Source organism: Streptomyces sp. NPDC090088 (genome assembly GCF_044747345.1).
Taxonomy (GTDB): Bacteria; Actinomycetota; Actinomycetes; order Streptomycetales; family Streptomycetaceae; genus Streptomyces.
Map to the genome: position 1 here is coordinate 257,363 of NZ_JBIVDZ010000012.1, position 20,893 is coordinate 278,255.

Sequence of the window (20,893 nt, forward strand, 5' to 3'; positions counted from 1 at the left end):
GGCCGAGATGAAGCGGGGGGTGGCGCTTGAAGCCGGTGGGGATCAGCCGCCGAGCGCGTCGGTGAACGTGTCCACGACGCGCTGCTGCTGGTCGGGGGTGATCTGTGGGTACAGCGGCAGCGACAGGATCCGGTCCGCGGTCTTCTCCGCGTGGGGGAAGTCGCCCCGGTCGTACCCGAGATGGCGGTACGCCGGTGTCAGGTGGACGGGCGCGGGATAGTGCACCCCGGCGCCGATGCCCTCGGCGTTGAGCTTGCCGACGACGTCGTCCCGGTCGGTGTCGGCGACCTGGACGACGTACAGGTGCCAGACGTGGACGTTGCCGGGCGCGGTGACCGGGAGGACGATCCGGCCGTCGGCGGCCAGGCCGGCGAGGAGTTCGTCGTAGCGGGCGGCGGCCGCCCGGCGGGCCGCGTTGCCGTCCGCCAGCCGTGCCAGCTTCGCCCGCAGGACGACGGCCTGTAGTCCGTCCAGTCGGCTGTTGAAGCCGGGCACGTCGTGGCGGTACTTGGCGACTCCACCGTGGTTGGCGATCGCCCGTACCAGGTCGGCGCGTTCCTCGTCGTCGGTGAGCACCGCGCCCGCGTCGCCGTAGGCGCCGAGGTTCTTGCCCGGGTAGAAGCTGGTGGCGGCGATGGATCCGCTGCCCGGGGTACGGCCGTCGCGGGTCGCGCCCTGGCACTGGGCCGCGTCCTCGACTACCTGTACTTCCGGGGGGAGTCGGTCGCTCAGCGTCGTGACGTCGGCCATCTGTCCGTAGAGGTGGACGGGGACGACCGCGCGGGTGGCCGGGCCGACCGCGTCCAGCGCGGCCTCCGGGTCGAGCAGGTGGCTGTCGGGCAGGCAGTCCGCGAGGACCGGGCGGGCGCCGATCCGGGCGACCGCGCCGGCCGTGGCGATGAAGGTGTTGGCGGGCACCACGACCTCGTCGCCGGGACCGACCCCGCAGGCCCGCAGCGCGAGTTCGACGGCGTCGGTGCCGTTGGCGACGCCCACGCAGTGCGCGACGCCGCCGAAGTCGGCGTACTCACGCTCGAATGCGCGCACCTCGTCGCCGCCGACGAACGCGGTGTTGGCCAGGACCCTTTCGAATCCGGCCCGTACCTCGTCGGCGACCTCCTCGTGGGCCGCTTTGAGGTCCACGAGCGGAATCTGGTTCATGTCAGCGGTCCCCCCACTGTCTCTGTCGCCAGCTGTACCAGCGCGGGCGGTTCCGCCGCGCGCAGCCGTCGGGCCGGGCTCCCCACCCAGACCTCGCCCGGCGGTATGTCGCCGAGCACGGCACTGCCCATCCCGACCAGCGACCAGGCGCCGACCGTCGTACCCTCTCTGACCAGCGCGCCGGAGCCGACGTAGGCCCCCCGCTCCAGCCGTACTCCGCCGCCGAGGCGGACGCCCGAGGTGAGCGTGGCGAAGTCCTCGACCACGTCGTCGTGGGTGAGGACGACCTGGGGCATCACGGCGACATGCGCGCCGACCCGCACCGCGGCCGTCAGGGCGCAGTGGGCGAGCAGGACCGTGCCGGGGCCGACCTCGGAGGTCGCGGAGACCGAGGCCGTCGGGTGGATCACGGTGGCGTAGCGGTCCGCGGGCAGGGCGAGCCGGCGGACCAGGCGGGCCCGGGCCGCGTAGTCCCGGGGGTTGCCGACGCAGATCACCACCCGGGCGCCGGTCAGCTCGTGGACCAGGTCGCAGCCGCCGAGGACGGGCACGCCGTCCACGTCGGTGCCGTGCAGGGCGGGGTTGTCGTCCAGGTGCCCGAGCAGCTTGAACTCGCCCGCGTCCGCCGCGGCCTGCGCGGTCTCCCGGGCGAAGCCGCCCGCGCCGACGATCACGAGTCCGGTCATCTTCGGGCCTGTTCGCGCAGGGCGGTGACGACGCGGTCCTGCTGGGCCTCGGTCATCGTGTGGAACAGCGGCAGGATCAGCGAGTCGCGGGTGAGGCGCTCGGTGACCGGCAGCGGTGCGCGGGGGTGGTCCGCGTAGGCCGGTTCGAGGTGCGCGGCCATGATCCCGCGCCGGGCGGAGACGCCCGTCTCGGAGAGCGCGGCGAGGAGTTCGTCCCGGCCGACCGGGAAGTCCTCGTCCAGCAGTACCCAGTAGGACTGGAAGTTGCTCGTGCCGTGCGCGGGGTCGCGTACGGGGGTGAGGCCGGGGACGTCGTGCAGCGACGCGTCGTAGCGGGCCGCCAGTTCGCGGCGGCGGGCGATCATCGCGTCGAGCTTGCCGAGCTGGACCAGGCCGATGGCGGCCTGGACGTCGGTCATCCGGTAGTTGAAGCCGACTTCCAGGTACCTCTCCAGGACCGGCTTGTTGCTCGCGTGGCGGTCGGCCGCCGAGGCGTTCATGCCGTGCTCGCGCAGCCGGCGCAGCCGGGCCGCCCACTCGGCGTCGTCGGTGGTGATCATGCCGCCCTCGCCCGTGGTGACGAGCTTGCGCGGGTGGAAGGACCAGGCGGCGAGCAGCGCGCCGTGCCCGACGGGCTTGCCGCCGACGGTGGAGCCGATGGCGCAGGCCGCGTCCTCGACCAGCGGCAGGTCCCAGTCGGCGCAGGCGGCGCGCAGGGCGTGCACATCGGCCGGGACGCCGCCCTGGTGGACGGCGAGGACCGCCGCGGTGCGCGCGGTGCGGACCGCGTTCACCGTGGCCGGGGTCAGGTTGCCGGTGGCCGGGTCGACGTCGGCGAACACCGGCTCGGCACCGACGTACCGTACGGCGTTGGCGGTGGCGATGAACGACAGCGAGGGCACCACGACCTCGTCGCCAGGGCCGATGCCCAGGGCGACGAGCGACAGGTGCAGGGCCGTCGTACACGAGCTGACGGCGATGCCGTGCTCGGCGCCCACCCGCTCGGCGAAGGCCTTCTCGAAGGCGGCGACCCGGGGGCCCTGGGCGACCCACCCGGACAGCACCGCGTCGGAGGCGGCCTGGGCCTCCTCCTCGCCGAGCCAGGGGATCATCACCGGAATGCGGTCGGTGCTCACTTGGCGGCCTCCCGCTCCGCGCGCCACCACTGGACCAGGTCGCGCAGCCCGGTGCGCAGGTCGATCTCGGCCGTGAAGCCGAGCCGCCCGGCGGCCTGCGAGGTGTCGGCGAGCCGGCGGACCACCGAGTTCACCGAGCGGGCGGGCCCGTGCACCGGCTCCAGTCCTTCGGCCCCCATCGCCTCCAGCAGCCCCTCGGCGAGCTCCTTCAGCGAGGTCTCCGTGCCGCTCGCCACGTTGAACACCTCGTCGGTGAGGTCCGACTCGGCGGCCAGGACGTTGGCCCTGGCGATGTCGCGGACGTCGACGAAGTCCATGGTCTGGGTGCCGTCACCGAGGATCAGCGGCGGCTCGCCCGCCTCGATGCGCTCCATCCAGCGGATGAGCACCTCGGTGTAGAGGCCGTGGATGTCCATCCGGGGGCCGTAGACGTTGAAGTAGCGCAGGGCCACATAGTCCAGGCCGTACATGGCGTGGAAGCTGCGCAGCATGCCCTCGTTGAAGGCCTTCGCGGCGCCGTAGAAGGTGTCGTTGTTGTACGGGTGGTGGCGCTCGGTCGTCGGGAACTCCTCGGCCATGCCGTAGACGGACGCCGAGGACGAGGCGACCACCTTGGCGACGCCGGCCGCGGCCGCCGCCTCCAGGACGTTGAACGTGCCGTCGACCAGTACCTCGTTGGCGAGCCGGGGCTCCTCCGCGCACTGGGTGATGCGGATCGCGGCGAGGTGGAACACCAGGTCGGCGCCCTCGGTGACCTTCCGTACGGTGTCGGCGTCCCGCACGTCGCCCTCGACGATCTCCACGACACCGCTGGGCAGGGCCTGGGCGAGGTTGGCCCGCCGCCCGCGCACGAAGTTGTCGAGTACGACGACCTCGCGGGCACCGCCCTCGGCCAGCAGGTCGACGAGGTTGGAGCCGATGGTGCCCGCTCCCCCGGTGACCAGGATCTTCTTGCCGCGTACGCTGCTCAACTGTTCTTGCCTTTCAGCGAAGTGGTTCTGTCAACGCCCGGCGCGCAGGCCGACGACCGCGCCCTTGAATTCGAGGCTGCGGGAAGCCGCCTCAAGGATGTCCAGCACCCTCAGGCCCGCCCGGCCGTCGGTCAGCGGCGCCCGGCCCCCGCGGATCGCGTCGCCGAACTCGTCGACCATGCTGCGCAGCGCTTCCTTCTCGCCGATGGCGGGCGCGACCATGTCCCCGGAGCGGTACGAGATGAGCATCTCCCGGCGCTCGTCCGCGCCGATCTCCTGCGGTGCGGCCATGTCCACGCCCCGGTCGTAGACCGAGACCCGCTGCAGCGGGTTGAGGTCGTCCCAGAGCAGGGTGCGCTTGGAGCCGCCCACCATGGTGGTCCGCACCTTGGTCGGGGAGAGCCAGTTGACGTGCACGTGGGCGATGGCGCCGGTGTTGAGCTGGAGGGTCAGGTAGGCGATGCAGGCCTGTCCGGCGCCGATCGGGTCGGCACCGTGGGCGGCGACGGCGACCGGTTCGACGTGGTCCGGGAGGATGAAGTCGAGGATGGACAGGTCGTGCGGGGCGAGGTCCCAGAGCACGTCGATGTCCTTCTGGACGAGCCCGAGGTTGATGCGGACCGAGTCGACGAAGTGGATCTCGCCGAGTTCCCCGGAGCGGACCAGTTCGCGGATCCGGCCCACCGCCGGGGTGTAGCAGTAGGTGTGGTCGCACATCAGGGTGAGGCCGCGTTCCTCGGCCTCGGTGACCAGCCGCATCCCGTCGGCGTAGGTCGCCGCGAGGGGCTTCTCCACGAGGACGTGCTTTCCGGCGCGCAGGGCGGCCAGGGCGATGTCGAGGTGGGTGCCGGCGGGTGTGGCCACGGCGACGGCGGCGACGGTGGGGTCGGCGAGGACGGCCGCGTAGTCCGCGGTGGCCTCGACCGTCGAGTAGCCGCCGAGGACCCGACGGGCCCGGTCCACGTCGAGGTCGCAGAGCCAACGCAGCCGGAAACCCTCACTGGCCTGGAAGTTGCGTACGAGGTTGGGGCCCCAGTAGCCGGCCCCGACGACCGCGACCCCCAACGGCTCCTGCGTCACTGTCTGCCTCTTCCGCTGATTCCTGTGGTCCATCAGTAGGCCCCCGTTCCGCGCACCACCACGGCCCCGGTGCGCGCCAGGATCGACAGGTCAAGGCCCATCGACCAGTTGTCCACATATCCGAGATCGAGCCGGACCGCCTCGTCCCAGGGCAGGTCGGATCGTCCGCTGACCTGCCACAGTCCGGTGAGGCCGGGCTTCACCAGCAGCCGGCGCTTGATGTCCGCCGAGTACTCCTCGACCTCCTCGGGCAGCGGCGGCCGGGGCCCGACGAGCGACATCTGGCCCTTGACGACGTTGAGGAGCTGCGGGAGTTCGTCGAGCGAGCTGCGGCGCAGGAAGGAGCCGACCCGGGTGATGCGCGGGTCCTCCTTCACCTTGAACAGCAGCCCGTCGCTGTTCTGGTTGAGGTGTTCCAGTTCCGCGCGCAGGGCCTCCGAGTCGGGCCGCATGGTGCGGAACTTGAGCATGGTGAAGTGGTCGCCGTAGCGGCCCACCCGCTGCTGCCGGAAGAGGGCGGGGCCGGCGCTGTCGAGGCGGACGACGAGCGCGATCGCCAGCATCGGCAGCGCGAGCAGGAGGAGCAGCACCGCCGCGAGGGAACGATCCAGCAGTTCCTTCGGCAGCCGGGAGAGCCGGGAGAGGTTCGGCGGCTTGATCCGTACCAGCGGCACCCCGTTGGTGGGCCGTACCGCCAGCCGGGCGGTGGCCACGTCGGTCAGGACGGGGGCCAGCAGGAAGTCGACGCCCTGCACGGCCGCCGTCCAGGACATCCGGCGCAGCACGGAGGCGTCGAACTCGGGGGCGGGCAGCACCACCACGGTGTTGATGCCCAGGGCCCGGACGACGTCGTTCATACCGCCGACGCCGCCGAGGGCGGGGAGCCCCAACTTGCGGATCTCGCGGGCGTTCTCGGGGTCGGTCAGGCAGACTCCGGCGGCCTGGAGCTTCGGGGTGCCGCCGCGTCTGAGTACCGCGACCAGTTCCACGATGCCCTGTGACGGCCCGACCAGGAGTGTCGCGCTGCCGTCCCGGCTCTGGGCCCATCGCCGGTGCAGCCGGCGGCGGAGCGTGTAGCGGACCGCGAGGGCGATCGCGGCGACAGGTGCCGCCGCCATGATCATGTCATGAAGGAGGCCCGAATCCTGGATGAACAGCCAGTACGCGACGGCGGCCAGTGCCGGCAGCGCGACGGCCCCCCGGAGCACCCGCCGGTACTCCTCGGTCCCCAGACCGAGCGTGCCCCGGTCGTAGGAACGGTGGGCCAGCATGGCCACGATCCAGGTCGGGGGCAGCACGAGGGCCACCGCCCAGCGGCCGTACGCCGCGTGGACCAGGAAGGCCGCGGCGACGGCAGCGAGGCCGTCCGCGACCAGCAGGACGATGCGGTACTTGCGTTCCCACCGTCTTCGGCGGCCTTGTGGAAGTCTGCGTTCCACGACCGATTGCTCATGCGTGACCTCAATGGTCATGCGCCCCCCACCACATGCGCGGCTACCCCTGACCGAAGTGCCCTGGACCGAGCGGCACTGGAAAGCGAGGGAGCTTCAGCGGTTCCCCAACCGCTTGATGCCCCCGGCATGCTGGTACGTACTGGTTGTTCTGATTGTTCAGATCCGTTCAACGGCCGGTCCATGACGTGCAGTCAAGAACGAGTTCCCCACCCAAACCGGTCCGGCGGCCATCAATCTAGACCACGCGGCGCAGTCTCGGGAACAGTTGGACGAAACACATGTCGCAATAGTGACGCCGACGGCATACTGCCCCCGTGACCAGCATCGTGATCCCGGCCCACAACGAGGCCCGCGTCATCGGCCGGCTCCTCGATTCGTTGTTGGCCGATTCCGGACCCACGGGCTCCGGTGGCTCCGGCGGCCTCGGGGACTCCGCGGACGACACCGACATCGTGGTCGTGTGCAACGGCTGCACGGACGACACCGCCGAGATCGCGGCGGCCCGCGGCCCGCGCGTCCGGGTGGTGGAGATACCCGTGCCGTCCAAGCACGCTGCGCTGCGCGCCGGTGACGATCACGCGCACGGCTTCCCGCGCCTCTACGTGGACGCCGACGTGGTGATCGCGGGCGCCGACGTACGGGCGCTGACCGAGCCGCTGGCCGACGAGACCTCGGGCATCCTCGCCACCGCCCCCGTCCGCCGGATCCCGCTGGCCTCCTGCGCCTGGCGGGTGCGCGCCTACTACCAGGTGTGGCAGCGGCTGCCCGCCGTACGCGAAGGCCTGTTCGGCCGGGGGGTCATCGCCGTGTCCAAGGCCGGGCACGCCCGGCTCGCCGCGCTGCCGCCGCTGATGGCGGACGACCTCGCCGCGTCCCTCGCCTTCACGGCGGAGGAGCGGCGCGTGGTCGACACGGCCGGTGTGGTGATCCAACCCCCGCGCACCTGGCGCGATCTGATCAGACGGCGGGTCCGGGCGGCGGTCTCCACCGCCCAGGTCGAGCAGCACCAGGGGCCGCAGGGGGCCTCGGCGCGCACCAGCAAGGCCGACCTGAAAGCGCTGCTGCGCCGGGAACCGCGGCTCTTCGTGGCGATGGTGGTCTTCCTCTCGGCGGCGGTCGCCGCCCGGCGCAAGGCGGCGAAGGCCGTCCGGGCCCAGGACTTCGGCACCTGGCTACGGGACGAGAGCAGCCGGCAGAACTGATCGCACCGCACCCGGGGGTTCCCTTCTTGTATCTCACCGACCGTTCGCAGCCAGCCCAGGCGGACACCGACCAGGGCCGAAGACGCGGGCCGGGGCGCGGCGTCGCCCCGGTCGTGCTGGTCCTGGGCACGGTCAGCCTGATCACCGACATCTCCTCGGAGATGGTCACCGCCGTGCTGCCGCTCTACCTCGTCACCACGCTCGGCTTCAGCCCGCTGGGGTTCGGCACCCTGGACGGGGTCTACAACGGGGTCAGCGCGCTGGTCCAGCTCACCGGCGGCCACCTCGCCGACCGCGTGCGCAACCACAAGCTGCTCGCCGGGCTCGGCTACGGCCTGTCCGCGCTGTGCAAGCCGCTGCTCCTGTTCGCCGGCAGCATCGGCACCCTGGGCACGGTCCTCGCCCTGGAGCGGACCGGCAAGGGACTGCGCACCGCCCCGCGCGACGCGATGATCTCCCTCTCCACCCCGGCCGCCCGCCAGGGCCGCGCCTTCGGCGTGCACCGCGCGATGGACACCACCGGCGCGATGCTCGGCCCCCTGGCGGCCTTCCTCATCCTGCGCGCGGCGGCGGACGGTTACGACGCGGTGTTCGGGGTGAGCGCCTGCGTCGCCGTACTGGGTGTGCTGGTGCTGGTGCTGTTCGTGCCGGGCAGACGGCGGACCGGGGCAGCGGAGGAGAGCGACGCCAAGCCTCCCGTCCGGGTCCGTGAAGCCCTCGCGCTGCTGCGCATCCCCCGGCTCCGGGCGCTGGCCGGCTGTGCCGCGCTGCTCGGCCTGACCACCGTCAGCGACGCCTTCGTCTATCTGCTGCTGCAGCGGCGCGCCGGCATCGGCGAGGAGTGGTTCCCGCTGCTGCCGCTGGGCACCGCCGTCGTGTTCCTGCTGCTGGCCGTCCCGCTCGGCTCGCTCGCCGACCGGATCGGACGGCGCACGGTGTTCCTCGCCGGACACGCGGCCCTGCTCACCGCCTACGCCCTCCTGCTGTGGGCCCCGGCCGTTTCGGCCCTGGTCCCGCTCGTCCTCGCCCTGCACGGCACGTTCTACGCGGCGACCGACGGGGTGCTCCCGGCGGCCCTCGCCTCCATCGTGCCCGAACAGCTGCGCGCCAGCGGGCTCGCCATCGTCGGCACCAGCCAGGCACTGGCCCGGTTCTGCTGCTCGCTGGCCTTCGGCGCCGCCTGGACGGTGTGGGGCGACGGCCCCGCGCTGGCCGGCGCGGCCGTCGGCCTGCTCTGCTGCGCCGCCGTCGCGGGCCTGGTACTGCGCCCGGCCGACCCGACCCGATGACCACCACCGCCCCACCGAGAACCACAGGAACCAAGGGAACCAGATGACTTCCATGCGCCGCCGTCTGCTCGTCCTCCTCGCGGCGGTCCTGGTGCTCGCGGGCGTGGGCACCGGCGTGGTCCTGCACGCCGCGAACCGCGCGGACCGGGCGAACCAGCCGCACGCGGGCGACCCCACGGTCAGCGCGGGCAGGCCGACGCTCGACCAGAAGAGCCGGCTGATGTTCGTCAACGCGGCCGCCGGACCGCACCGCACCGCGGTCGCCTCGGTCCCGTCGGCCGACCCCGGGGGCGGCCGGACCGCCTCCGGCCTGAAGTGCGTCCGCTTCTACGCGGCGGCGGGGACCGGGGTCTGCCTGCAGTCCAACCCCGGTGTCCTCAAACAGAGCAACCAGGCCCTGCTCCTCGACGCCGACCTGCGCACCAGGCGCACCTTCCCGCTCGCGGGCACCCCCAGCCGGGCCCGGGTCTCGCCCAGCGGCCGCTTCGTCGCCTGGACCGTCTTCGTCTCCGGCGAGTCCTACTCGTCCGCCTTCTTCTCCACCCGGACCTCGGTCCTGGACACCCGCACCATGAAGCTGACGCCCAGCCTGGAGACCTTCGCCATCACCAAGGACGGCAAGTCCTACCACGCCTCGGACGTCAACTTCTGGGGCGTCACCTTCGCCGCCGACGACGACACCTTCTACGCCACCCTCAACACCGCCAACAAGACCTACCTGGTGCGGGGTTCGCTGTCCCGGCGAACGGTCACCACCCTCGTGGAGAACGTGGAGTGCCCCTCGCTCTCCCCCGACGGGACCCGGGTCGCCTTCAAGAAGCGGGTGCTCTCCCGTACCGACCTCTGGCACGAGTACGTCCTCGACCTGAAGACCCTCCGCGAGACACCGCTCGCCGAACGCCACAGCGTCGACGACCAGGCCACCTGGCTCGACGACCGCACCGTCGCCTACGCGCTCCCCTCCGAAGGCGACGTCAAGAGCACCGACCTCTGGTCCGTCCCCGCCGACGGCACCGGAAAGCCGCGCCTGCTGATCGCGGGCGCGTCCTCCCCGGCGCCGCTTTAGGGCCCATCTTTGCGGCATTTACGACAGCTGATGATCTCCGCACATATTCCGTCCCACTGGGCCGCTCCACGGAAAAGTGCCCGAATTGAAGGGTTGGGCACCGATAACGGCGTTCAGGCCGGAGAACGCCATCACTCCGTTACCCGGAAGACGCCCAGGCCGGATACGTCACACCGGCCGGGAGAGCGCTATAGTGCAGCCGTCAACTGCCCGTGCTCGCACGCCAGTACCCCACCCTTCCTCAGAGCGGAGGCCAGGTGTCCCACGTGCGCGTCGTGACGGGCGGGGACACGACTCGGCACGCCACGGACTGTCCTGAACAACCATCACGACAACCCGCCGCGGCGTAGTTCAATTTCCGCATCCGCATTTCCGATGCGGGTAAACGGGCAACCGCTATCCCCCCACCCCTCTCGCACTATCTCCCCCCTCACCGAAAGTCTCCCTCTTTCGTGGCCATCACCGTGCACGAGAACCGGCCCGCGGGCCGGCATGCCGCCGTTCCGTCCGGCAGTCTCTTTCGGCGAATCTATGCTCCGCGCGTGAGCGACGCGCTGGCCTTTTCGATGGCTACGTACGCGATGCCGCTTCTGGTGCTCACCATCACCAGTTCCGCGTCCTTGACGGGCCTGGCGTTCGCGTTGGAGTGGACTCCGCGGATCGCGGCGTTCGTCCTCGCCGGCAAGGTGGTCGACCGCCGGGGCGCGGCGGTCGTCTGCTTCATCGCCTCGCTCGCCCGGGCCACGGTGGTGGCGGTCTCGGCGGTCGCCCTGGTCATGCTGCCGAGGGGCACCGCCGAGACGGCGGTGATGCTGGTGCTGGCGGCCGTCACCGGCACCCTCTCCCAGTTCGGATTCGTCGCCAACGAGGCGGTCGGCGCGATCGTCACCCGGCGCGACCAGGCGCGGCCGCACGGGATCCAGGCGGTCCTCGTCGGCATCGACCAGACGGCCGCGGTGGGCGGTCCGCTGCTCGCGGGCTTCCTGCTGCTGGCGGGACCGGAGTGGATGCTCGGATGCCTCAGCGCGATCTCCTTGTTCGCCGCCGTGCTCGGCCTGCAGACCCCGCCGACCCCGTTGCGGGTCGTCCGGGCCGACGCCGCCGGAAAGGACCGCGCGCTGCGCCTCGGTCTGCGGACGCTGCTGACGCTGCCCGCCCTGAGCTGGCTGGTGGCCGGGCTGGCCTGTTCCAACCTCGCCCTCGGTCTGCTCCAGTCCGCCAGCCCGGTGATCGTGGTGGAGACGTTCGGCCGCTCCGCCGCCGACGTCGGCACCATGTGGTCCGGCGCCGCCGTGGCGACCCTGCTGGCCATCACCTGCTGCCGGCTCGTACTGAGCCGCCTCGATCTCTGGGCGGTGGGCGTGGTGTCCGCGACGCTCGCCTCCGCCGCGTGCCTGGCCGTCGCCGAGGCCCCGTCCTACCCCTCGTACACCGTCCTGGTGGCGATCTTCATGGCCGGGGACGGCGGCCTCACGGTCGTGCTGCGCACGGTGCGCTCGCTGATCATCCCGCCCCACGCCCTCGGTGCCACGCTCTCGCTGACCATGCTCCTCCTGCTGCTGCCCTTCCCGGCGGCAGGCGTACTCGTCGCACTCACTCCGCCCTCGCACCTCGGCAAGGTCATCCTGGTCTGCGCTCTCGTCCAGGCTCTCGCCCTGGTCGCCACGTTCGTCAGGCTCCGCGACGACGCCACCCTGCGCATGGTCGCCACTCGGCAGTGACGGACGACGTTCCCACCGGCCGCCGGGCCCCGGTCCCGGATCAGCCGCGTCCCGATGCCGCCCCCAACCGGTGCAGGCGCAGCGCGAGTTGGACCTCCAGGACCCGTGCGGGCGATTGCCAGTCGTCGCCGAGGAGGCGGGCCACGCGCTCCAGGCGCTGGGCGACCGTGTTCACATGGACATGGAGTCCGTCCTTCGTGCGGACCGGGCTCATCCCCGAGGCGAAGTACGCGTCGAGGGTGTCCAGGAGTTCCGTGCCGCGCCGTTCGTCGTAGGCGACGACCGGGCCGATGGTGCGGGTGACGAACCCGGCGACGTCCCGTTCGCCGGCCAGGAGCAGGCCGAGGAAGCCGAAGTCCTCGGCGGCGGCGCCGTCCCCGCCGCGGCCGAGGAGGTCCAGCGCGTCGAGGCAGCGGCGGGCCTCGGCGTACGCGGCAGCCACGCTCTCGGGGTGGGCGGTGTGGTCGGTGACGGGGGCGGAGGCGCCGACGGTCACCGGCTGGCGGACGGCGGTGCCGAGCCGGCGGGCGGTGCGCCGGGCGACCTCGGTGGCGCTGTCGCCGGGGTCGAGGGGCAGCAGCAGGACGGTGCCGCCGTCGCGGGCGGCGGCCAGGCCGTGCCGGGCGGTGGCAAGGCGGGAGGCGGCCGACCACAGCCGGCGGCGGGCGGCCGCCTCGTCCCCGGCGCCGGCCGCCGGGCCGTCCAGCCGGGCGGCGAGCACGACATGGGTGGCGTCGAGATCCGCGTGCAACCGGGCCGCGCGGTCGCGCAGTTGACGGGGGTCGCGGTCCCGGGCGTCGAGCAGGTCGTCCAGCAGTTCGCCGCGCACCCGTTGTTCGGCGTCGGCGGCGGACCGGCGGGCCAGCAGGAGCAGCGAGGTGACCATGGCGGCGCGTTCCAGGGTGCGCTGGTCGACCGGGTCGAGGTCCGCACGGCCGCGCAGCACCAGCGCGCCGAGGAGTTCGCCGCCCGCGGCGACCGCGGCGATCCAGTCGTCGCCGTGCCGTACGGCATGTCCTTCCGCGCGGGACGTCTCCAGCGACCGGGGGGCGGCGGTGTCGGTCGACCGGGTGTCGGTGGTGTCGGCGAACTCGACCTTTCCGTCCAGGACCTGGGCGACGGCGACGGCCACGTCCTGGACCCCGCCGCCGCGCAGCACCAGTTCGGCGAGCCGGTCGTGGACGTCCGAGGCGCGTTCGACGGCCGCGCTGCGGTCCTTGATGATCTCGTTGGCCCGCTCCAGACCGGCCACGGCCGAACGGGTCTCGGTGAGCAGGTTCGCCGTGTCGATGGCGGCCGCGGCGAGCGCGGCGAAGGAGCCGAGCAGCGCGATCTGTTCCCGCTCGAAGACCCGCTCCCGCCGGTCCGCGGCGAACAGCACGCCGATGACGTGCGGCCCCAGCATGAGCGGCACCCCGAGGATGGCGACCAGGCCCTCGTCGCGCACCCCGGCGTCGATGGTGAGCGTGTGCTGGAAGCGGTCGTCCTTGAAGTAGTCCTCGGTGACATAGGGCCGGGCGGTCTGGGCGACGAGCCCGCCGAGCCCTTCCCCCATGCCAAGCCGCAGCTGCTGGAACCGGGCCGCGACCGACCCTTCGGTGACCCGCATATAGGTGTCGCCGCGCGCCGGGTCGTTGAGGCTCAGATAGGCCACGTCCGTGCCGAGCAGCGACCGGGCGCGCTGCACGATCGCCTGGAGCACGGCGTCCACGTCCCGCAGCCCCGCCAGGTCGTGCGCGGTCTCGAACAGCGCGGACAGCTCCGCCTCACGCCGCCGTCTGCCCTCCAGCTCGCCGCGGACCCGCAGCGCGAGGAGCTTGGCCCGCTCCAGCGCGGCGATCCGCTCCGGCGCCCGGCCCTCGGCGCGGGCGACCAGCACCGGCTGCTCGTACGCCTCCACCGAGGCGCCTCTGGCCAGCAGTTCGAGGTACGCCGACTCGGCGCCCCCGGGTGGCGGGGCACCCTCGTGGCGGGCGCCGACCGCGTCGGCCGGGGCCGGCCTCCTGGCGGACTGCACGTGATCGCGAGACATGGTCACAGGATTCCGCATCGCCGCTCGGGCCCGTCGGGCCTGTGGAAAACTCGCGGACCGCACGGGCGCACGGCCCCTCAGTGAGCCGTCCAGCCGCCGTCGAGCACCAGCGAGGTACCCGTGACGAAGGAGGCGTGGGGACCGCAGAGGTAGGCCACCGCCTCGGCGACCTCCTCCGGCTCGACGAGCCGCCGCACCGCGCTGTCCGTCAGGAGTACTTCGGAGAGCACCCGCTCCTCGGGGATGCCGTGCGCCCGGGCCTGGTCGGCCAGCTGCTTCTCGACGAGTGGGGTGCGCACATAGCCGGGGTTCACACAGTTCGAGGTCACCCCATGGGGTGCGCCCTCCAGGGCGGCCGTCTTGGACAGTCCTTCCAGTCCGTGTTTCGCGGCCACATAGGCGGACTTGTAGGCGGAGGCGCGCAGCCCGTGGACGGAGGACATGTTCACGATCCGCCCCCAGCCCTGCCCGTACATGTGGGGCAGGGCGCCCCGGATGAGCCGGAACGGGGCCTCCAGCATCACCGTCAGCACGGTGTGGAAGACGTCCGGCGGAAACTCCTCGATGGGGCGGACGAGTTGGATGCCCGCGTTGTTGACGAGGACGTCCGTGCCGGCGGCGGCCCGCTCGGCCGCGTCCAGGTCGGTGAGGTCCAGGACGTACGGCTCGACGGCCCCGTCCGCCGCTCCCGGGGCCCGTCCGGCCGCGTCCACGAGTTCGGCCAGCCCCGGCGCGTCCCGGTCCACGGCTCTGACCCGCGCCCCGGCGGCCGCGAGACGCAGGGCGCAGGCACGGCCGATGCCGCCGGCGGCGCCGGTGACGAGGGCGGTGCGGCCGCGGAGGTCGAGGGCGGTGGGATCCGGGCCCGGGAGGGCGCTGGGCGAACTCATGATCCGACCCTAGGCGGGCCTCCCCCGGGCCCACATAGGGTCAGCCCACATACCTCAGCTGAAGGCCGTGGCGTCGAACCATGTGGGTGCGTCCGACAGGGCCTGCTTGATCCGGAAGACCCCGAACTCGTTCAGTTCCGGCAGGGCGTCCACGTCGAACCAGGCCACCTCCAGCGACTCGTCGTCGTTGACCCGGGCCTCGCCGCCGACGGCCCGGCAGCGGAAGGTGATGTCCATGTACTGGCAGACATCGCCGTTCGGGTAGGTGACGGGGTTCAGTGCCTGGACGAGGACCACGCGTTCGGCGACGCACCGCACCGCGGTCTCCTCGAAGACCTCCCGCACGGCGCAGGCCGCGGGCTGCTCCCCCGGCTCCGGGATACCGCCGATGACCGACCATCTGCGGGTGTCCGTACGGCGGCCCAGGAGCACCCTGCCCTCGTCGTCGAAGACGATGGCGGTGATCCCGGGCAGCCACAGCAACTGGTGACCGGCGGAGGCCCGGATCTCGCGGATGAAGTCAGGAGTAGCCATGAGGCGACCCTAACGGCCCGGTTCCCCGGGCCCCGCCGAAGCCACGGGGCGTACGGCGGGCGTACGGCTACGCGTCACCGGCGCGCCGGGCGCGCACCCCGGCCCCGATCGCCCAGCCGACACCGCCCGCGGCGACCAGCAGCAGCGCCATCTCGGGCAGGATGCCCAGCTTGGTCGCGGGCGTCTCGGAGGTGCGCAGCGGCACCTTCTGGACCAGGTAGGCGGGCACGAACATGCCGGTCTTCTGGGTGATCTTCCCGTCCGGCATGATGATCGCGCTGACACCGCTGGTCACCGGCACGGTCACGGTCCGGCTGTGTTCGACCGCGCGGATGCGGGACATGGCGAGCTGCTGGTAGGTCATCTCGCTGCGGTCGAAGGTGGCGTTGTTGCTCGGCACGGAGATCATCTCGGCGCCGTGGGTGACGGTGTCCCGCACGTCCCAGTCGAAGGCGGCCTCGTAGCAGGTGGCCAGGCCGACCTTGGTGCCGTCGATGTCGAAGACACCGGGCTTGGTGCCCCGGCTGAAGTCCTGGCGGACCATGCTGGTCCAGTCCTTGTTGATGGCGCCGACCAGCCCGCGCAGCGGGAGGTACTCGCCGAAGGGCTGGATCTGCCGCTTGTCGTAGGTCGCCGTGGGGCCCTTGACCGGGTCCCACAGGATCTGTTCGTTGAGCAGCTTGCCGCCCCGTTCCACGACGCCGCCGACGGAGATGGGCACGCCCATCGCCTGGGAGGCCTCGTCGATCACGGCGGCCGCGCTCGCGTCGGCGAACGGGTCGACGTCGGAGGAGTTCTCCGGCCACAGCACGAAGTCGGGCTTGGCGACCTTGCCCGCCTTGACGTCGGCGGCGAGCTTCAGCGTCTCCTTGACGTGGTAGTCGAGCACTGCCTGCCGCTGGGACGCGAAGTCGAGGCCCGCGCGCGGCACGTTGCCCTGGATGACCGCGACGGTGACCGAGCCGTTCTCCGCCTTGTCGCTCACCAGCGCCCGCGCGGCGACCGCGCCGGCCACAGGGACGGCCACGCTCAGCAGGGCCACGGCCGCCGCCCCGCGCCGGAGCTCCCGCGTCCGGCGCCCCTCGACGACGAGGCGCCCGGCCTCGTACAGGCCGAATCCGCACAGCACGACCGCGAAGCCGAGCACCGGGGTGCCGCCCAGCGCGGCGAGCGGCAGGAAGACGCCGTCCGCCTGGCCGAAGGCGATCTTGCCCCAGGGGAAGCCGCGGAAGGGCACACGCGCGCGTGCCGCCTCGCCGGCGATCCATATCGCGGCCGCCCACACCGGCCAGGCCGGCAGCTTGGAGACGGCGGCGACGCCCACACCGACCAGGGCGATGAAGATCGCCTCGATGGCCACCAGCGCGAGCCACGGCCCGGGGCCGACCTCGACACCGGTCCACACCAGCAGGGGCAGCAGGAAGCCGAGTCCGAAGACATAGCCGAGGCCGAGGGCCGCCTTCCAGCTCCGGCCGCGCAGCACCCAGCCGAAGCCGGCGAAGGCGGGCAGGGCCAGCCACCACAGGGGGCGGGGCGGGAAGCTGACGTACAGCAGCACTCCGCTGAGCGCGGAGGCGGCGGCCGGGACCAGGCGGCGGAGCAGCGCGAGGCCGCGCGCGCGGGGCGTGGGACGCGGTGTGAGCTGGTCCGACTGGTCGACGGAAGTTGCGGTGACGGTCACTCGGGGAGTGTACGGCGGTGGACCTTGCGGCCGACAGCACGGTCTCGGCATGCAGGAACCCCATCGTTCCCGCTCAAGTCGTCCACAAAGCGGTCATCGGCGGTTACGGTGTGCCGAGGCGGGCGGCGGGGCCTGCCACAGGTCGGGGGACCGGGTACGGGGGGCGACGATGGGGTCGACCGGGACGACGTCCGCTGCCGGCACGGAGGCGGACAGCGACAGACGAAACGTTTCTGATGCGGTGGGTGTCGTGGTGCTCGGCGCCTGCGCCGTGTGGCCGCTGATCTCGGCGGCCGGGCGCGACGGGCGGCCCGAGGGCGTGCTGCTGGCGGTGCTCGCGGTGGCCGCGGGCTATGCGGCGGGCCGGATGGCCGGATCGCTGCTGCCGGTGTCCGCACTGTGCGTCGGCGCGCTGGCCGGATTCGGACTCGCGGTGGCGATGCCTCAGGTGGCCCCGGGTCCCCAGTTCACGGATCCGCTCGGCCACGCCGGTGCGGTCGCCGCGCTGCTGGCCCTCGCGACGGGTGGCGTGTGCTGTGCCGCATGGGCGACGCCCGTCCCGGCGCTGCGGTTCGCGCTGCGGACGCTGGCCGCCGGGATCGCGGTGGCCGGGGCGGCCATGGGCTCGGCGGCCGGGTGCGCCGCGAGTGCCGCCGTACTGCTGTGCTCGCTGGCCGCTGGCCGGATGCGGCACCGGGGCCCGGGCATCGCGGGACTGGGCCTGACGGCCGCGCTGGTCACCGGTACGGTCTGGGCGGTGGCCGCGGACGCGCTGCCCGCCGGCCCCGCCTCCGCTCTGGAGGGCCCGCTCGGCTCGCACCGCGTCCAGCTGTGGCGGGACGCTCTGCACCTCGCCCGCCGGAACACCGCCTTCGGCATCGGCCCCGGGCGCTTCGGCGAGCTGAGCGGCGCCGCGTCCGACGCGCTGCTGCCCGACGGCAAGCCGCACTCCGCGCCGCTCCAGCAGGCCGCCGAACAGGGTCTGGTCGGCGTTCTCCTGCTGGTCACCGCGTTCTGCTGGCTGCTGTACGCCCTGTGGCGCTCGCCCCGCTCCACACCGGTCGCCCTCACCGCGGGCGCGGCCCTGACGGCACTCGCCGTGATCGCGGCGGCCGGCAACGCGCTGAGCTTCACCACGGTGTCGGTGGGCGCGGGCCTGCTGGCGGGCCTGGCGACGGCGCGACCGTGGGTCGCGGGCGTCCCACGCAGTTGAGCTGCGGGTGTCCCACGCAGCTGAGTCGCGGGTGTCCCGCGCACCGGAGAGGCGTCTTCCCCGCACATGTGGTCGGGCCACACGCCTGCGGTCCGCGTCAGTGGGCCGTACCCGGGGTGATGGTCCGCAGGCGTTCCCTGATGGCCCGGACCGCCGACTCGGCGTTGTCCACGGTGATCGTGAAGGTGTGGCCGTCCCACAGGCGCAGGACGATGCCCTCGCCACGGCGGACGACGACGGCCGTGCCCTTCTCGGGCCGCCAGCGGTAACCCCAGCCGCCCCAGTGGCGCGGGGTGATCTGCGGGGTGAAGTCGGCGCCGACCACATGGGAGAGCGGAATACGGCGGCGCGGTACTCCTATGTGTCCGCAGCGGACTTCGAGGCACTCCTTGTCGAGTCTCAGGTCGACGTGCACGAAGGCGAGGGTGCCGAAGAGGACCAGCAGTCCGGCGGCGATGCAGCCCACCACGGACATCACCAGCGGGGCGACACCGGCGGACCAGGCGGAGTCCACGGCCAGCTCGATGCCGAGCGCCATACAGGCCGCGCCGACCAGCGCCAGCAGCCACTGGACCCGGTTCGTCGCGCGCCCGGTCCAGACGTCCGGGTGCGGGGCGTCCTCGTCCGGGGGGCGGTCGTGGGGGTGGTCCCTCATGTCTACGAGATTACTCAGGTTTCGCTGCGCGGGTACCGCGTCGCGGAGGGTGACTGCTCACATCGGTGGAATCCCCGGCCCCGGAGGGTTCACTGGGACGCGACGGGCGTGACCGCGCGCAGCAGCCGGCCCTCGGCGTAGGTCAGCGCGGCCTCGGGCAGCTCGCCCTCCCGGCCGTTGAGCAGCACGGTCACCGTGCCGGTGGCCGGTGCCTCGGGTGCGGGCCGCGCACCGATCCGGCGCAGCGCCTGTGCGGCCACCGCTCCGGCGGAGCCGTGCAGCGCGAGGGGGGCGGCGCCGGGGCGCTGCACGGCGGCGCGGATACGTTCCGCCAGGAACTCGTAGTGGGTGCAGCCCAGCACGACGGTCGTGACCTCGTCCGGCGTGAGCTCGGCCGCCGCGCTCACCGCGGTGTCGATGGCCGCCCGGTCGGCGTGCTCCACGGCCTCGGCGAGACCCCAGCAGGGCACCTCGGTGACCGGCACACCGCCCGCGAAGTCCTTGATGAGGCCGCGCTGGTACGCGCTGCCCGTGGTGGCGGGGGTCGCCCAGATCGCGACATGGCCACCGCCGGCCGCGGCCGGCTTGATGGCCGGGACCGTGCCGATGACCGGGATCCCGGGCTCCAGAGCGGCGCGCAGCGCGGGCAGCGAGTGCACGGTCGCCGTGTTGCAGCCGACGATCAGCGCGTCGGGACGGCGGGCGGCCGCGGCCTCGGCGACGGCCAGGGCGCGCTCGGTGACCCCCTCCGGGGTGCGCGGCCCCCAGGGCATGCCCTCGGGGTCGAAGGAGAGGACGAGATCCGCGTCGGGGCGCAGCCGCCGTACCGCTGCGGCGGCCGCCAGCAGGCCGATTCCGGAGTCGATGAGCGCGATCTTCACCCGGCCACGATAGACGATGGGCCCTTGGGGGCCGGCCCCGTGGGGCAGACTGCGCGGGTGAGCGCCATCGCGTGGACCGCCGCCGTATCCCTCGCCGCCTGGCTGTGGCTGCTGCTCTGCCAGGGCTTCTTCTGGCGCACCGACGTCCGGCTGCCGCCCCGGCGGGATCCCGCGCAGTGGCCGGACGTGTGCGTGGTGGTCCCGGCCCGGGACGAGGCCGCCGTACTGCCCCTGAGTCTGCCGTCGCTGCTGGCGCAGGACTATCCGGGGCGCGCCGAGGTGTTCCTGGTCGACGACGGCAGTACGGACGGCACCGGGGAACTGGCCCGGGAACTGGCCGCGCGCCACGGCGGGCTGCCGCTGACGGTGGACTCTCCCGGTGAGCCGCCGGCGGGCTGGACGGGCAAGCTGTGGGCGGTCCGGCACGGCATCGCCCTGGCACGCGCGCGTGAGCCCGAGTTCCTGCTGCTGACGGACGCGGACATCGCGCACGAGCCGGACAGCCTGCGGCTGCTGGTGGCGGCGGCGCGCACCGGGGACTTCGACGTGGTCTCGCAGATGGCCCGGCTGCGGGTGGAGAGTCTCTGGGAACGGCTCGTGGTGCCCGCCTTCGTGTACTTCTTCGCCCAGCTGTACCCGTTCCGCCGGATCGGCCGGAAGGGCTCGCGGACGGCGGCAGCGGCGGGCGGCTGCGTCCTGCTGCGCGCGGCCGCGGCGGACCGGGCGCGGATCCCGGACGCGATCCGGCACGCCGTGATCGACGACGTGGCGCTGGCCCGCGCGGTGAAGGGTTCCGGCGGCCCCATCTGGCTGGGGCTGGCCGACCGCGTGGACAGCGTGCGTCCGTATCCACGGCTGCACGACCTGTGGCGGATGGTCTCCCGCAGCGCCTACGCGCAGCTGCGGCACAACCCGCTGCTGCTCCTCGGTACGGTCGCCGGTCTCGCGCTGGTGTACCTGGTGCCCCCGGCCGCGGTACTGGCGGGCGCGGTCGCCGGCAGCGCGGCGACGGCGCTCGTCGGGGCGGCGGCCTGGCTGGTGATGGCCGCGACCTACGTGCCGATGCTCCGTTACTACCGGCAGCCGCTGTGGCTCGCGCCCCTGCTGCCGTTCACGGCGTTCCTCTATCTCCTGATGACGGTGGACTCGGCGGTGCAGCACTACCGGGGGCGCGGCGCGGCCTGGAAGGGCCGTACGTACGCGCGCCCCGGCACGGTCGCCGACGAGGGGTGACCGCCGGC

18 protein-coding genes are annotated in these 20,893 nt (G+C 72.9%); 6 read left to right on the forward strand and 12 right to left on the reverse strand.

Translation table 11 applies throughout. The annotated features are described in order from the left end of the window. Nucleotides 1-42: 42 nt before the first annotated feature. Genes ACIPSJ_RS45800 through ACIPSJ_RS45825 form a run of 6 tightly spaced genes read right to left on the reverse strand, consistent with a single transcriptional unit; the run spans nt 43 to nt 6,506 of the window. Complete coding sequence (locus tag ACIPSJ_RS45800) at nt 43-1,161, reverse strand: DegT/DnrJ/EryC1/StrS family aminotransferase (RefSeq protein ID WP_401355256.1); 1,119 nt, start codon at nt 1,159-1,161, stop codon at nt 43-45. Then, nucleotides 1,158-1,847 carry an acetyltransferase gene (locus tag ACIPSJ_RS45805; protein WP_401355258.1) on the reverse strand — a complete coding sequence of 230 codons (690 nt, stop codon included), beginning with the start codon at nt 1,845-1,847 and terminating at the stop codon, nt 1,158-1,160. Before ACIPSJ_RS45805 ends, ACIPSJ_RS45800 begins: the two co-directional genes overlap by 4 nt. Beyond that, on the reverse strand, nt 1,844-2,983 hold the full coding sequence (locus ACIPSJ_RS45810) for a DegT/DnrJ/EryC1/StrS family aminotransferase (RefSeq protein ID WP_401355260.1): 1,140 nt from the start codon (nt 2,981-2,983) through the stop codon (nt 1,844-1,846). Before ACIPSJ_RS45810 ends, ACIPSJ_RS45805 begins: the two co-directional genes overlap by 4 nt. Beyond that, nucleotides 2,980-3,954, reverse strand: a complete 975-nt coding sequence (locus ACIPSJ_RS45815; RefSeq protein WP_359227089.1) for an SDR family NAD(P)-dependent oxidoreductase — start codon at nt 3,952-3,954, stop codon at nt 2,980-2,982. The genes ACIPSJ_RS45810 and ACIPSJ_RS45815 overlap by 4 nt, the downstream gene beginning before the upstream one ends. Before the next feature lie 30 nt (nt 3,955-3,984). Then, nucleotides 3,985-5,034: a Gfo/Idh/MocA family oxidoreductase gene (locus ACIPSJ_RS45820; RefSeq protein WP_355726689.1), complete on the reverse strand. Its 1,050-nt coding sequence runs from the start codon at nt 5,032-5,034 to the stop codon at nt 3,985-3,987. 32 nt (nt 5,035-5,066) lie between these two features. Continuing rightward, nucleotides 5,067-6,506, reverse strand: a complete 1,440-nt coding sequence (locus ACIPSJ_RS45825; protein WP_401355263.1) for a sugar transferase — start codon at nt 6,504-6,506, stop codon at nt 5,067-5,069. Nucleotides 6,507-6,802: 296 nt separating this feature from the next. Between ACIPSJ_RS45825 and ACIPSJ_RS45830 the strand changes: the two genes are divergently transcribed. The 4 genes from ACIPSJ_RS45830 to ACIPSJ_RS45845 all read left to right on the forward strand — a co-directional run bounded on the left by ACIPSJ_RS45830 (nt 6,803) and on the right by ACIPSJ_RS45845 (nt 11,766). Further along, nucleotides 6,803-7,690 (forward strand): glycosyltransferase, encoded by an 888-nt coding sequence (locus ACIPSJ_RS45830; protein ID WP_401355265.1) that lies wholly within the window; start codon nt 6,803-6,805, stop codon nt 7,688-7,690. A 26-nt stretch (nt 7,691-7,716) separates the two neighbouring features. Next, entirely contained in the window at nt 7,717-8,979 is a 1,263-nt protein-coding gene (locus ACIPSJ_RS45835) for an MFS transporter (protein WP_401355266.1), read from the forward strand. A 43-nt stretch (nt 8,980-9,022) separates the two neighbouring features. Beyond that, on the forward strand, nt 9,023-10,045 hold the full coding sequence (locus ACIPSJ_RS45840; protein ID WP_359227098.1) for a TolB-like translocation protein: 1,023 nt from the start codon (nt 9,023-9,025) through the stop codon (nt 10,043-10,045). A 452-nt stretch (nt 10,046-10,497) separates the two neighbouring features. Beyond that, the gene (locus ACIPSJ_RS45845) at nt 10,498-11,766 is read left to right on the forward strand and encodes an MFS transporter (protein WP_401355269.1); all 1,269 of its coding nucleotides are present in this window, start codon (nt 10,498-10,500) and stop codon (nt 11,764-11,766) included. A 40-nt stretch (nt 11,767-11,806) separates the two neighbouring features. On the opposite strand, the gene ACIPSJ_RS45850 is transcribed toward ACIPSJ_RS45845, so the two are convergent. The 4 genes from ACIPSJ_RS45850 to lnt form a co-directional block, all read right to left on the reverse strand. Beyond that, nucleotides 11,807-13,798: a helix-turn-helix domain-containing protein gene (locus ACIPSJ_RS45850; RefSeq protein WP_401355271.1), complete on the reverse strand. Its 1,992-nt coding sequence runs from the start codon at nt 13,796-13,798 to the stop codon at nt 11,807-11,809. Between the two features lie 77 nt (nt 13,799-13,875). Beyond that, nucleotides 13,876-14,688 carry a 3-hydroxybutyrate dehydrogenase gene (locus tag ACIPSJ_RS45855; protein ID WP_401355274.1) on the reverse strand — a complete coding sequence of 271 codons (813 nt, stop codon included), beginning with the start codon at nt 14,686-14,688 and terminating at the stop codon, nt 13,876-13,878. A gap of 54 nt (nt 14,689-14,742) precedes the next feature. Beyond that, a complete protein-coding gene (locus tag ACIPSJ_RS45860; RefSeq protein WP_359222010.1) occupies nt 14,743-15,222 on the reverse strand; it encodes an NUDIX domain-containing protein in 480 nt (159 codons plus the stop codon). 67 nt (nt 15,223-15,289) lie between these two features. Continuing rightward, complete coding sequence (gene lnt, locus ACIPSJ_RS45865) at nt 15,290-16,903, reverse strand: apolipoprotein N-acyltransferase (protein ID WP_401355277.1); 1,614 nt, start codon at nt 16,901-16,903, stop codon at nt 15,290-15,292. Nucleotides 16,904-17,072: 169 nt separating this feature from the next. Here lnt and ACIPSJ_RS45870 point away from each other — a divergent pair, with 169 nt between their 5' ends. After that, nucleotides 17,073-18,116, forward strand: coding sequence for an O-antigen ligase family protein (locus ACIPSJ_RS45870; protein ID WP_401355279.1), 1,044 nt, complete (start codon nt 17,073-17,075; stop codon nt 18,114-18,116). A 97-nt stretch (nt 18,117-18,213) separates the two neighbouring features. On the opposite strand, the gene ACIPSJ_RS45875 is transcribed toward ACIPSJ_RS45870, so the two are convergent. Both ACIPSJ_RS45875 and ACIPSJ_RS45880 read right to left on the reverse strand, forming a co-directional pair. Further along, complete coding sequence (locus ACIPSJ_RS45875) at nt 18,214-18,771, reverse strand: hypothetical protein (protein ID WP_359222004.1); 558 nt, start codon at nt 18,769-18,771, stop codon at nt 18,214-18,216. A gap of 89 nt (nt 18,772-18,860) precedes the next feature. After that, complete coding sequence (locus ACIPSJ_RS45880) at nt 18,861-19,652, reverse strand: aspartate/glutamate racemase family protein (RefSeq protein WP_359222003.1); 792 nt, start codon at nt 19,650-19,652, stop codon at nt 18,861-18,863. Nucleotides 19,653-19,709: 57 nt separating this feature from the next. Here ACIPSJ_RS45880 and ACIPSJ_RS45885 point away from each other — a divergent pair, with 57 nt between their 5' ends. Further along, nucleotides 19,710-20,885 carry a glycosyltransferase gene (locus tag ACIPSJ_RS45885; protein ID WP_401355283.1) on the forward strand — a complete coding sequence of 392 codons (1,176 nt, stop codon included), beginning with the start codon at nt 19,710-19,712 and terminating at the stop codon, nt 20,883-20,885. Nucleotides 20,886-20,893 lie beyond the last annotated feature (8 nt).

Bases quoted from the DNA above. Each gene is read 5' to 3' on its own strand.
- ACIPSJ_RS45860 (WP_359222010.1), bottom strand. From the start codon at position 15,222: ATGGCTACTCCTGACTTCATCCGCGAGATCCGGGCCTCCGCCGGTCAC.
- ACIPSJ_RS45840 (WP_359227098.1), top strand. From the start codon at position 9,023: ATGACTTCCATGCGCCGCCGTCTGCTCGTCCTCCTCGCGGCGGTCCTG.
- ACIPSJ_RS45855 (WP_401355274.1), bottom strand. From the start codon at position 14,688: ATGAGTTCGCCCAGCGCCCTCCCGGGCCCGGATCCCACCGCCCTCGAC.
- ACIPSJ_RS45870 (WP_401355279.1), top strand. From the start codon at position 17,073: ATGGGGTCGACCGGGACGACGTCCGCTGCCGGCACGGAGGCGGACAGC.
- ACIPSJ_RS45805 (WP_401355258.1), bottom strand. From the start codon at position 1,847: ATGACCGGACTCGTGATCGTCGGCGCGGGCGGCTTCGCCCGGGAGACC.
- ACIPSJ_RS45825 (WP_401355263.1), bottom strand. From the start codon at position 6,506: ATGACCATTGAGGTCACGCATGAGCAATCGGTCGTGGAACGCAGACTT.
- ACIPSJ_RS45875 (WP_359222004.1), bottom strand. From the start codon at position 18,771: ATGAGGGACCACCCCCACGACCGCCCCCCGGACGAGGACGCCCCGCAC.
- ACIPSJ_RS45800 (WP_401355256.1), bottom strand. From the start codon at position 1,161: ATGAACCAGATTCCGCTCGTGGACCTCAAAGCGGCCCACGAGGAGGTC.
- ACIPSJ_RS45850 (WP_401355271.1), bottom strand. From the start codon at position 13,798: ATGTCTCGCGATCACGTGCAGTCCGCCAGGAGGCCGGCCCCGGCCGAC.